This is a genomic window from Acaryochloris sp. CCMEE 5410, from assembly GCF_000238775.2.
Taxonomy (GTDB): Bacteria; Cyanobacteriota; Cyanobacteriia; order Thermosynechococcales; family Thermosynechococcaceae; genus Acaryochloris.
This window is the reverse complement of the sequence record NZ_AFEJ02000001.1, coordinates 3,081,372-3,093,514: the sequence shown is the minus strand read 5'-3', so window position 1 is coordinate 3,093,514 and position 12,143 is coordinate 3,081,372. Positions and strand designations below refer to the sequence as shown.

Below are 12,143 nucleotides of genomic sequence, written 5' to 3'. Positions count from 1 at the left end.
GCCTTTCTCAAATACACAATGCCATCCAATTTGCCCTGTTACACAGACTGGGATTTCCCAATGTTTCCAGGAACGTTCCTTTTCTCCATGACGGATATGATTGCCGTTTTCCAAAAACGCATCGAGAGAGACGCTAAATATGCTCACAACTGGTCGCAAGAGAGTGGAATGTACAAAGAATATCTTGACTGCCAAGATGTGCTGAAATGGCTCCAAATGAATGATTGCAATGGAAATACAATTGTCGAATGGGATAACTCAGTGCGTGATCTGTATTGGTCAATGAGCCAACCGTTGGTATATGGCGGCAACTATCGAGATGTGTGCTGTCCAGGTTGTTCTAAGCCATATACACCTGAACATATGACCAAACATAAATGGGTGTTTGGTGAAGGTTTAGTTGCATCGGGTGGTCATCGACTAGCCTGTCCGAATGGACATACTGTTTACTCAATCATGGAGTGGAACAGTTGACCGTACTCGTCTTGTACCAATTGCTGAATAACAATGCATTGGACTGAAGCATCACAGCACACTGGATTCAACCCATCTGAAAATATACTTCCAGCTTGCACTGGCCCATGCAGCCTGATTTAGCCTCTCGTTAGCGTGTGTGAGAAAGCCAGGTGTCTACTGTAAACTTTCCAGAATGGCGAATACTTCATCAATTCCTGCATTGTGATCGACAAAAGAAAACATATGCCGAAAGCGGATGGTGCCGTCTACATCCACAATATATTGCGCAGGAAGCGGGGCACCAAGGGCTTGTCCTGCCCCATAGTTGCGGAAGCTTTCACATTTCGGATCGTATAAAAAGGGATAAGGCAGGTCTAAGTCAGAGACGATTTGCTCACTTTGCACTTGATCCGTACTGGAAATCATCAGTAGCTCTGCCCCTCGCTCCACAATCTCGGAGTAGCGCTGTTTTAAGTCTTGAATATGGGGATAGCAAAAGGGGCAAAAGAGTTTTTCGGTAAAGATGCGGGTAAAGGCGAGAAAGACGGGCTGCTGTCCGCGATAGTCGGATAGTTTGACCGGGGCTCCTCCTACCCGAGGCAGCTCAAAGTCTGGCGCAAGACGTCCGACAGCAGGCTCCCCTTTACCGGGCAAGGGCACAAAGTTGTTTACATAGCGTTGATTAAAGAACCCTGAGCTTTGAGTCATTGATCACGGAGAGTTAATGGCCAAACGCAAATGCGTGTTACCAATGAGTGTACGTTGTTTTATCAATGGGGTGGGTTAGATTGTGCTTGTAGAGGTAACCATGAAGCATGACTTACATCTAAAATCGACAGAAGTATCCGTCTTAAAGTGTTGCTACAAACTTTGTAGCAACACTTTAAGACAAGCTCAATAGATAAAAAATATGAGAATTATTGGTCACAACAATAGAACTCTTGCAATATTCGTTTCATGATGTGCTACTTACGCAAAAAATGTCGCGATCTGACTCGATTTTTAAGTCCTCTACCATATCGTTAATTGAATTATGCAAGAAGTCTAATGAGAAATTACTCGTTTTCGACATTACTTGGCACAGCTCCATCGCAAGACTTTATGTTGTTCAAAGTCGGTGGGCATGCTCAAACATTCAATGCAACTATTAATTCACTATCTAAATTTTGGTAAAGCACCTATCCCTGTATGAGTAATCTCGCCATTGAGCAACGCCATATTAATTCTTTTTTTGAATCACGTTCATCTCTTTTATTTTCTGTTTTATTTCATCCGTAGGTGCCAATTTCTCGGCTCTGGCAAACAAGTTTTTCGCTGCTTCGATATCTCCTTCCTCTTTTCTAAGGCTGGCCTTGCTAGCTAATGCCAAAATACTCTTCGGATCAAGCTTCAGTATTCTGTCATAGACCGCTTCTTCTTTAGCTCTGTATCCATTTAAGGCATACAGTCCCGCTAAATCAGCGAGTAAATGGGTATTATCTGGCTGCTTGTTAACCAGTTTTTCCATCAGCGGTAAGGCTTTATCAAACTCAGTTAATTCGCTATAGAGTCGAGACAACTTCAACAAAGCTTCGTGATCATTTGGGTTTTTATCGAGAGCTTTTTGGTAGATGTGAATTTCTTGGTGAGGAGTTGATTGAGACGCTTGTGTTCTTTTCTGATTCTGAGTAGTTTCAGTATGATCGTCAATTGTCTCAAATATATATTTGTATGAATATAGGCCAAATATTAACAACCCAAGAAATGTCACAACCATAACAACTGAATTGAGAAGTTGTTTTGAATTATTAGATTTAATTAGAAATCCACAACTTGGACAATTGCGGGCATGTTCACTAATTTTCTGGTTGCATTCAGGACAATTAATGAGTGCCATAAAGTTTTTCATGTGACAGAACTTACACAAGAATTCCCATTTTTTTCAAGAAAGCAACAGTGTTAGCAGATAAACAATGATGAGTAGTAAGACATACTTGAATGATGGCTGCTAAATGACCTGATCTTCATTAGCCCTCTCAACAACTCACCACAGGCAACTCTGCCCAACAGGTCGTATACCTGGGCGATCGCCACTTTGACTGCATTTTCCAGGTCTGCTTCGCCCCCGAAGCTGCAATGCCGATCGTGCCTCGGCCAAACCGATGATTTACTTCATCCATAATCAACATCAGGCGTTTTCGTTTCTCCCAACCCTCATCTTTCTCCCAGAGATGCCCTTGGATAGTCGTTTCAGAACAGAGACCCACCATCAGCACACCTGCCTTCTGAAATTCCCGGCCCGGTTCATAAATTCGCGCCATGGCTTTGCGGGCTGCTTCGACGATGGCGGGCGTATAGCTGGTGGCAATAGGGAACTGTACCGTTGCGGATTGGCGAAAATATCCTGACTTAAAAGGGCTGGTGCGGGCGAATACGATCATGGCCTCTGCCACTTGCTGTTCCTGGCGCAGCTTCTCTGCCGCTCTTGATGCATAGGCTGCGATCGCATCTTGCAAATCCGTCAATTCTGTTACAGGCTGACCGAAGGAGCGAGACACACAAATTTCTTTTTTGGGCTTGGCGACCAACTCCAGGGGCAGACAAGAAATTCCTCGCAGCTCATGAATCATCCGCACACCAACCACCCCCATTTTCTGACGGATCATCCCTTCATTGGCATCTCGCAGTTCCTTCGCCGTTTCAATCCCCTGGCTGAGCAGCCACTTATTGTATTGGCGTCCGATGCCCCAAATCTCTTTCACAGGAAAGGTGGCCAGAATCCCTTCTGCATTGCGGGCCGTGGATAGATCAAAGACGCCATCATACTGCTTCTGCTTTTTAGCAACGTGGTTGGCAATCTTCGCTAACGTTTTGGACGTGGCCACCCCCATTGAGACCGGAATCCCCGTCCATTGTTTCACCGTCTCTTTAATGTTGCGAGCGTAGGTCGTCGCTTCAGCAAATTCCGGCATCCGGATAAAGCACTCATCAATGGAGTAGATTTCTTGTTCAGGGGTATGCTGCTCCAAGACCGCCATCACCCGTTGGGAGAGGTCACCATACAACGCGTAGTTGGAGCTAAAGACTCGTACGTCATGTTTTTTAATCAGATCTTGGACCTTGAACAGCGGCACCCCCATGCCTAAACCTAAGGCTTTCGCTGCAGCATTGCCGGTCACAACGACCCCATCATTATTGGAAGCGATCACAACCGGCTTATGTTGCAAGCGGGGATTGAGCGCCATTTCACAGGAGGCATAGAAAGAGTTGCAGTCACACAGCCCGATTAGACGTTGTTTCAAACCTGCAACCCATGCACCACATAGGTGACCACACCCCACACCTGAAATTCCATCCCAGCTTTAACGACGATGGGGGTATAGTCTGCATTGGCTGCAGCTAATAAAATTGTTTTTTGCGATAATCGCAGTTGCTTCACCGTAAACTCGCCGTTTAAGACAGCAATCACCACTGCTCCATCGACGGGGGTCAGGGAGCGATCCACAATCAATAAATCCCCCGAGAAGATTCCACAGCCTTCCATCGAATTTCCTTTGACACGCATCAAAAACGTCGCAGCAGGGCGAGGAATGAGCGCTTCTTGCAGATTCAAATTGTTCTGTAAATGGTCATCAGCTGGGGAAGGGAATCCGGCAGAGACGGGGACAGATAGACAAGGCAGACACAGAGAATCTGCCCAAGAGACAGCATGAACTGAGCAAATGAGCATTTTTATAGTGCATATGTACTATAAAAAGAGTAGCACAGGTTTTCGAGGAATATCGAGTGTTATCGGACCCTGACGAATAAATGTGGGTCATACGTAGTGGATCGAAGCAGTTATGATGTCGTATGCCCGTCGTTAGCCCGAGGAAAGAACAACTCAAATGTAGTGAAAAATACTTGTTCTACATTTCTTATACATAAGAAGCTTTTACAAAGACATGACATTGAACATTGCTATCTCATAATCGATACATGGAAGAAATATAGTGTATATATTCAAGCGATATATTTAGTATATTAGGCAAAAATGGCTCTATTTTGATCCCAACTTATGTGATTTATTGGAAGATTTATGTTGTGTATTTCTATCCTCTATAGTTGCATGAATAAGTCTGTTTCTATATGCTTATAAGCCTACCTGTTTGAATTAAAATAATAATAAAGCCTATATCTATCTTGTGTACCTGGTTTGACCTCAATACTTATAGTATTGAGGTATTTTTTTGGCTGTTTTTCTGTGTGCATATGGCATTGATAGTAATCTGCAGATAAATAGAGGCTGTCTTTGCCTGTAATCTTTGTTTGAAAGACATCTTGTCGTTTTGCAGGACTAGAAAAATCGATATTTTAAAGATTAAAAATATATGTCAGGTGGATAGTCTGTTAAGTAGATTCAGGAAAAATATAGCTGAAAATGATGCTCAATTTTATGGCTAACAAGATGTCCTTAACTCTTGAGCAATGAAGCGATTAAAAATTGAACTTCTGAAATGCTGGTGTTGAGAGCATTTTCGGATTATAAGTTTTTCTTATTAAGTTTTTTCTTGACATTAAAGCTGGCTGCAAAGATTAATCTGTATTTAAGTTCAAGTTAAAAACTAATAACTCTTTTGCACACTAGCTAGATGAATTAAGTCAGATATTAAATGCTCATTCATTGAGCATGAAGTTTACATCAATCATCATAACGACAGTTTTCAAAAGACTATTGGTACACATTTGACAACCACTTTGACTCTTTGCCAAAAACATTAATTTTTAGGTCCAGACCAGCCATCAGCTCAGATGTATGATCACGGGCTTCACCGTTCATCAATTTTACTAACACACAGGAGTGCCATCATGCCTAAGTCCACAACTAAAGGAAACAAAGGTCAAGCTAAACTCGGCATGGGACAACCCGATGCTTTAGACCTCACCTCGAACCAAGGAAACTTGGGCTTGACCTCTAATCCAGTCTCCTCATCCAGCGATACAGGCATCGATACCTCAAACTCCACACCAACCACCCTATTTCCTGGCAAAGGGAAGGGCTTAGGCTTAGGCCTAGGCAATGGCTCCACTCCCCCAGGATTAGACAAGCCCAAGCCTGAAAACTGGCAGCGAGGCCACAGCATCAAAGGCCAAGGTTGGGAAAAGAACTTTGGGGATGGCGTCACCGTTGATGATGATCTCGATACCGGCATTCATCCTAACTCCAAAGCCAACTGGAGCATGGTCTTTAGTGATGAATTTAATGGCACCGAGCTAGATCGAACCAAGTGGGACACCGAGTACTACTACGGCAGCCGCACCAACTCCTTCAACAACGAACTGCAATACTACACCGATGGCGGCAACTTCGAATTCAATAACGGTGTCATGTCCATCATTGCCAAAGAAGAAACCGTCGAAGGAGAAACTTGGTTTGACTCCGGCAAGACCTTTGACTATACCTCGGGCATGATTTCCGGCCATGACAGCCTGTCTTTCACCTATGGCTACTTTGAAATTAGTGGTCAATCTCCCACTGGACAAGGACTATGGCCTGCGTTCTGGATGCTACCTGAATCCGGTGAGTGGCCCCCTGAAATTGACATCATGGAAATCTTAGGCGACGACACCAGCACGGCCTACACCACCGTTCACTATCAAGATCCTAGTCAGCCCGGTAACCACGGCATGGAAGGCAGCTGGTTCAGTGGCATTGACTTTGCCGATGGCATGCACACTTTTGCCGTGGACTGGCAGCCCGGTGAATTGACTTGGTACATCGATGGCATGGAAGTGTTCAATACCACCGAGAACGTTCCTGACCAGCCTATGTATATGTTGGCGAACTTGGCTGTGGGTGGAAACTGGCCCGGATCTCCCGATGACACCACTGCGTTCCCTAGCAGCTTTGATATTGACTATATTCGGGTTTACCAAGATTCAACCTCTGTTGAAAGTGGTTTGACGGGCGGCTCAGCCAATGACACTCTTTCCCGTGTGGGTGAAGGTTTCCTAGAAGGGCGTGGGGGAGATGACATCTTGATTGGTGGTACTGGCTCTAACCGCTTAGTCGGTGGAACAGGGAACGATACCCTAATTGATTTACAAGGGTATGACACCTTCACCGGTGGAATCGGTAATGACCTGTTTGTCTTAGGTGATGCCAGTGGTTCTGCGTATGACTCTCCTTTCTATGATGGATATGCTATCTTGACTGACTTTAATGCGGCTGAAGATATGATTCAGCTCAGCGGGAATGCTTCCAAGTACAGCTTGGGCGTAGCCACTGAGGGCGATGTCTCTGGTGCTGGTATCTATCGTGGCAATGATTTGATTGCCATTGTTGAAAATACAACGGTGGAAGCTCTAGACCTCGATGCGTCCTACGTGAGCTATGTGTAATCCCTCAGATGTGTAACTACTAAATAGCCAAAAAAGTAAATAGCTAAAAAAGGCCCAAAATCTGTTTTCAAGACTTTGGGCCTTGTGGCGGTTGAAAATAAAAGTACAAGGTATGGAATATGGTTCTTTCTGATTGATGGAGTCAAGAAATCTTTATGGATGGTTCAATCCATACCTCTTGCTTGTGGGTCTATCCAGTTTTGCAACTTGATGTACTCGAAGGGTGGACTTAGATCATCACAGGTGCGGGCACATGAGCATCTTGGCGAACATCCGTAATCAGCCAATCCAAAGCGGCTGTGCGAACATCCAAAGATACACCTGTTTTATCCACGCAGTAGCGTCCAAACACCAACTTATCGACTAGATTTGCTTCAGGACCCAGGCGAGAGTACTCGAAGATCACGCTGTTGTCTACCGTTGCGCCCTTACAAATATGACAGTTCGGTCCAATCATGGTTGGGCCAATAATTTTTACTCCGTCATCAATACGAGTCATGCCGCCAATGTACACCGGACCTTGAATATCGACCTTATCCCAGTTGACATCAACGTTCAGGCCAGTATAGATACCCGGTGCTACTTCACGACCTGGAATTGCTACATTCTTGACCTCGCCTTTCAATACGCTACGAATGGCATGCCAATAATCGGGAACCTTGCCAATATCCACCCATTGGAAATCCATGGCAACGCCATAAAAAGGTAAATTCATTGATACCAGTTTGGGAAAAAGATCCCCCCCAATATCAAACTCTTCTCCAGATGGAATCAAATCTAAAATCTCAGGCTCAAAAATATAAATACCTGTGTTGATGGTGTTGCTAAGGGCCTCATCAACTGTAGGTTTTTCCTGGAAAGATTTGATTCGGCCTTCTTCATCCGTGACGACAACCCCATAGCTAGAAACATCATTTGGATCGACGGTTTTCATAATGATGGTGGCCATGGAGCCTTTTTGCCGATGCCATTCCACGGCAGCTGTTAAATCCAGATCAATCAGAGCATCGCCACAGAGCACAATAAAGGTATCGTCAAAAAATGGCGAAAAGTCCTGAATCCGCTTCATCCCGCCTGCGGAGCCAACGGCATCTCCGATCAGCATGCCGTCTTCAATGCGCCCTTCAAAGGAGTAAGCAATATCTACGCCAAACCCTTGGCCATCTCTAAAATAGTTTTCGATTTCATCTGCTAAATGACTCACGTTCACCATGATTTCATCAAAACTATGTTGCCGAAGTAGATCGACTAGAAACTCCATTACAGGTTTCTGCATGATCGGAATCATGGGCTTAGGAATGGTGAACGTTATTGGGCGAACGCGGGTACCTTTACCAGCCGCCAAAATCATTGCTTTCATATCAAATAGTTTGTGTATAGAGAACTAGTAACTGATCGAAATATTGCATTGGATTCTCAGAGGGTCATGCGGTCGCTTTCTATCTGATTGCTAGGGCATTATGGGCCATGCCCTAGATTGCCCTTGACTCAAATAAACACATCATAGAGAAAAATATTTTGCCGAAAGTAGTCTATGAAATTAAAAGAATTTAGACTTTAATTGATTTTTAGGTATGAAAATATCTTTCTTTCTTAATAGGATTTTTAAAGGGTTTGGAGTCTAGAAAGGTTGCTGAAAAATCAATGTAGCAATTTTAATCGCAGGTCAGATATCCAAAGATGGCTGACTATGGCCTGCTTTTTTTGATTTAAAGTATCCTGAGCGTTTTGAGGTGTTGATTAAAGACAAAAATGATGTAAGAAGAACAGCAACCCTCAAGTTGCCGCAACGTTCAACATTGCTATTTTTCTCTAGAAAGAAATGGGTGGATCGTCGGTGGGCATTTTTAAACTGAAAGACAATTAGGTCATCTAATCCAATGCCGCAACTGGGACAAGTCGTAGGGTATAGCTTAGGAATTTTGGGGTTAACTCTGTCAGGATATCCATTGATGGCTTGTGAGCTGCCTCAACAATCCATCGTTGGAAATGACCCAGCCTTTAACCATATGCCTCTCATTCAGGATCAAAAAACGCTGCAACAATATGGGGGCCAAACGGTGACCTTGCAAGGGCGCTACGTTGCCCAAAAACAAATACCAGATATCACGAGCGCAGGCATCTGGAATCCTGAGCAACCGCCTATTCCCCATATCCGAGCCACGATAGTCTTGAAAGATGGAACCTCTGTCTCCCTTTATCCTCCGACCCATAAGCAATCTTTGCGCTCTCCTGAAGAAGCCGACCAGTTTGATCAGCAGACCGTCAGGGTGGAGGGAACGGTTGAGGCGAACACGGTTGGTAGCTCATCTTCCCGATGGGTGATTCGTCCTGTAGAGATACAGTTGGCATCTCCTTAAGCCGCTTCTATGATTGAGCTATGCCTGCTGTTGATCCAGTTGGGCAGCTTGCCACCATTGCCACCGTGGGAGATGAAGGATGTCTTCAACCATCTCTATCAAGACGTTTGCCCTTTGGTTTGGGCTATATGCAATTGGCAGTTTTATCATCCATAATCTGCTGGCCTTTACCATTCCGGTTGCGATCGCATTCTTTATGCTGGTACTGCCTGTATATGGTGTGGGCCTCTTGTACCTGATCTTCCGCGCGATTAAGCATCCTCATGGTCAGCTTCGGTATCGCGAGCTATGGCTGTGGGTGGGCCTGACTTGCCAGTGTTTGGTTTTGCTCGCGAGTCCCCGAAATTGCTACGGTTTTAAGCAGGGCGCTGACTGTACGCCGCCAGTCGCCGGATTTGCGGTTGTTGTGGGACTTTATCTTATTTCCTTGGTTGTGTTCTTTATCAATCTACGCATTGAACCCGCTAAGACTCAGGGATAACACCCGTTCACGGGATAAATAAACTAAGCTGCATAGTAGTCCCTCCAGCGAGGTTGTACAAGTGGTTCCTCTTCGCGATGAAAATCCAACTCAAATCACGCCCTATGTGACCTATGGCCTGATTGTTCTCAATGTATTGATATTTGGCTATGAGTTGAGCTTGTCTCCGGGACAGCTCAGCCTTTTTATGCAGCGCTGGGCGGTGGTCCCCATCGAACTGACCGCAAGTTTTGGCGGTTTCTCTGCGGTGGATGCCGGAGAGTGGGGCACCTTAATCACCTCCCAATTTCTTCATGGGGGTTTTTTGCATGTGGCGGGCAATATGCTCTACCTGTGGATCTTTGGCAATAATGTGGAAGAGCAGCTAGGGCGGGGCCGTTTTTTGCTCTTTTACTTAGCCTGCGGGGCTTTGGCGGTTCTGACCCAATGGTTTTTCAATCCCCTGTCGGTGGTGCCATCCTTAGGAGCCAGCGGTGCGATCGCAGGGGTAATGGGGGCTTATATCTTCCGCTTTCCCCAAGTCAGAATCCTAACCCTAGTCCCCTTGGGCATCTATCTGACTACCTTTAGAATTCCTGCGATCCTCTACCTGGGATTTTGGTTTTTGCAGCAAGCCTTTTACGGTGTTGCCAGCTTAGATGCTCCTGTCACCGTCGGTATGGAAGCGGGCGGGATTGCCTATTGGGCTCATGCCGGTGGATTTGTATTTGGCGCAATTCTGGGGCCGCTGCTTGGGTTATTCAGCAAAGCAGATAGCGCTGTACTTTCTGCTGAAGATTAGGCTCTCCATGAAGTTAATTGCGGATCCTGCCGTCGCCGTCAAGATTGCCAAAATGCAGGAGCGGGTGTGCTGGCAGCATCCCGTTCTACAGACTAGAAGGATTGATCAAACCCGATTAGTGGTGGATGATGCTTCGTCGGATAGTCCCGATTTTTCCTTTTTGGTGATTGGGGATAGTGGCACCGGACAATATCGTGGCGATAGTCCTCAGCGGCGCGTGATGGAGCAACTCTTAGCCCATGGGCAGGGCAGCAGCTTTGTGCTCCATACGGGGGATGTGGTGTACCTGGTGGGGTCGAAGGAGCAATACTTTGATAATTTTATTCGCCCGTATCGAGAGTGGCTGGTTAAGGGGGAACGGCCCCAACACATTACCTACGATCAAATGATCTTTAAGGTGCCTCTGTTTGCCGTACCGGGCAACCATGATTACTATGATTTGCCCTGGTGTGTGGGGCTGATTGCGCAGGCCACTTTACCGATCCGTAACCTGTTTCAGCGCCAGCTCGACCTCGATCTAGGCTGGCACGGGTCCAATAAAGGGGATGCCTATGCCCAAGCGTTTTTAGATTATCTCCAGCGGTTGACAACGACTGAACTCCGCCAGCATATCGAGGCCCATTACACCGCTGATTTCCATGGCCAGCGTTGCTTACGCTATCAACCTGGGGTGTTTACGCGGTTACCCAACCGTTACTATCAGTTTCGTCAGGGTGGGATTGATTTCTTTGCCCTGGACTCGAATACCTTAAATACCCCATTACCCATTCCTAAAGATAAAACGGGCCGATTGCGACGACGACAACTCAAAGCCGATCGCCAAGCCCTGATCAATGCTAGAAGTCGGGCATTGGCAGCAGCGTTGCGCCAGTATGAGTCTCGCTCAGAGGATGATGACAGCGATACCTACACTAAAGTTGAGCAATTAGACGAGCAAATTTTAGATATTGATAAGCAATTGGCGGATGACCCTGACCTTCGCTTAGATATCGAACAATTGGTGTGGCTAAAACAGCGGTTAATTGAGTCCTGGTCCACCCCCGAGGTGAGAGGACGCATTTTATTTTTTCATCACCCCCCCTATGTCACCGAGGCCAGTAAATGGTATCAGGGCCAAACCCTGGCCATCCGCCGTCATTTGCGCCAGGTTTTAGATCAGGTCCAGCAGGCCGTGGGAGAGCAAACGGCTGGTCGTCCCCTGGTGGATTTGATCCTCAATGGCCATGCCCATTGTTTAGAGGTTTTGAAAACGGGCGATACGGGCCATGCCGATTCCCATATCAATTGTGTGGTGTGTGGCGGCAGTGGATTTAGTCTACGGCGACAACGCCCCGAAGGCCCTGACTTGTGGGAGTCGGTGGATGGTGGATCCGAGCGATGCGTGGCGCGATCTCAACTCTTTATGGGTCGCCATGGACAGGGGGCCCATAAACATCGCCCCTATTCCGGTCTCCGGATTGATGTCCAGGCCGGAACGCCCCCTAAATTTATTCTGCGTCCCTTGATTGCAGAACGCTTTCAACGCCAGTGGTATCACTATCCCCTCGCACCGATTCGCCTTCCCCAAGGGGCGGGGGACGCCTAGCAACCAGGAGGGAAACATTTAAGAAACGCAAAGCAACTAGAAAACACTCAATTGGGTATCAATGCTTGCTAGTCAAAGGTTTTAGCCCATCTCATCAGCGCAATTGATCCATAAGACTTG

Annotated in this window: 11 protein-coding genes and 1 pseudogene; 7 read left to right on the top strand and 5 right to left on the bottom strand. The window is 46.2% G+C overall.

Translation table 11 applies throughout. The features are described from left to right. Positions 1-60: 60 nt before the first annotated feature. Positions 61-474: a hypothetical protein gene (locus tag ON05_RS14105; RefSeq protein ID WP_010475748.1), complete on the top strand. Its 414-nt coding sequence runs from the start codon at positions 61-63 to the stop codon at positions 472-474. A 156-nt stretch (positions 475-630) separates the two neighbouring features. On the opposite strand, the gene ON05_RS14100 is transcribed toward ON05_RS14105, so the two are convergent. Further along, entirely contained in the window at positions 631-1,164 is a 534-nt protein-coding gene (locus ON05_RS14100; protein ID WP_010475747.1) for a peroxiredoxin family protein, read from the bottom strand. A 343-nt stretch (positions 1,165-1,507) separates the two neighbouring features. Between ON05_RS14100 and ON05_RS14095 the strand changes: the two are divergent. Further along, a pseudogene (locus ON05_RS14095) lies at positions 1,508-1,648 on the top strand (IS1 family transposase); the annotation flags it as partial. A 27-nt stretch (positions 1,649-1,675) separates the two neighbouring features. On the opposite strand, the gene ON05_RS14090 reads toward ON05_RS14095, so the two are convergent. The 3 genes from ON05_RS14090 to ON05_RS14080 all read right to left on the bottom strand — a co-directional run bounded on the left by ON05_RS14090 (position 1,676) and on the right by ON05_RS14080 (position 4,165). Further along, positions 1,676-2,332, bottom strand: a complete 657-nt coding sequence (locus tag ON05_RS14090) for a tetratricopeptide repeat protein (RefSeq protein ID WP_236619014.1) — start codon at positions 2,330-2,332, stop codon at positions 1,676-1,678. Positions 2,333-2,471: 139 nt separating this feature from the next. Next, on the bottom strand, positions 2,472-3,737 hold the full coding sequence (locus ON05_RS14085) for a Y-family DNA polymerase (RefSeq protein ID WP_029315320.1): 1,266 nt from the start codon (positions 3,735-3,737) through the stop codon (positions 2,472-2,474). Beyond that, positions 3,734-4,165 carry a LexA family transcriptional regulator gene (locus tag ON05_RS14080; protein ID WP_010475744.1) on the bottom strand — a complete coding sequence of 144 codons (432 nt, stop codon included), beginning with the start codon at positions 4,163-4,165 and terminating at the stop codon, positions 3,734-3,736. The genes ON05_RS14085 and ON05_RS14080 overlap by 4 nt, the downstream gene beginning before the upstream one ends. Positions 4,166-5,283: 1,118 nt before the next feature. Here ON05_RS14080 and ON05_RS14075 point away from each other — a divergent pair. Further along, a complete protein-coding gene (locus ON05_RS14075) occupies positions 5,284-6,816 on the top strand; it encodes a family 16 glycosylhydrolase (protein WP_010475743.1) in 1,533 nt (510 codons plus the stop codon). Between the two features lie 229 nt (positions 6,817-7,045). On the opposite strand, the gene ON05_RS14070 is transcribed toward ON05_RS14075, so the two are convergent. Then, positions 7,046-8,176, bottom strand: a complete 1,131-nt coding sequence (locus ON05_RS14070) for a sugar phosphate nucleotidyltransferase (RefSeq protein WP_010475742.1) — start codon at positions 8,174-8,176, stop codon at positions 7,046-7,048. Between the two features lie 520 nt (positions 8,177-8,696). Between ON05_RS14070 and ON05_RS14065 the strand changes: the two genes are divergently transcribed. The 4 genes from ON05_RS14065 (at position 8,697) to ON05_RS14050 (ending at position 12,023) form a co-directional block, all read left to right on the top strand. Beyond that, complete coding sequence (locus tag ON05_RS14065; RefSeq protein ID WP_010475741.1) at positions 8,697-9,176, top strand: hypothetical protein; 480 nt, start codon at positions 8,697-8,699, stop codon at positions 9,174-9,176. Between the two features lie 79 nt (positions 9,177-9,255). After that, positions 9,256-9,657 carry a hypothetical protein gene (locus tag ON05_RS14060; RefSeq protein WP_050857498.1) on the top strand — a complete coding sequence of 134 codons (402 nt, stop codon included), beginning with the start codon at positions 9,256-9,258 and terminating at the stop codon, positions 9,655-9,657. A gap of 61 nt (positions 9,658-9,718) precedes the next feature. Next, the gene (locus tag ON05_RS14055) at positions 9,719-10,438 is read left to right on the top strand and encodes a rhomboid family intramembrane serine protease (protein ID WP_010475738.1); all 720 of its coding nucleotides are present in this window, start codon (positions 9,719-9,721) and stop codon (positions 10,436-10,438) included. Between the two features lie 7 nt (positions 10,439-10,445). Then, the gene (locus tag ON05_RS14050; RefSeq protein WP_010475736.1) at positions 10,446-12,023 is read left to right on the top strand and encodes a metallophosphoesterase; all 1,578 of its coding nucleotides are present in this window, start codon (positions 10,446-10,448) and stop codon (positions 12,021-12,023) included. Positions 12,024-12,143 lie beyond the last annotated feature (120 nt).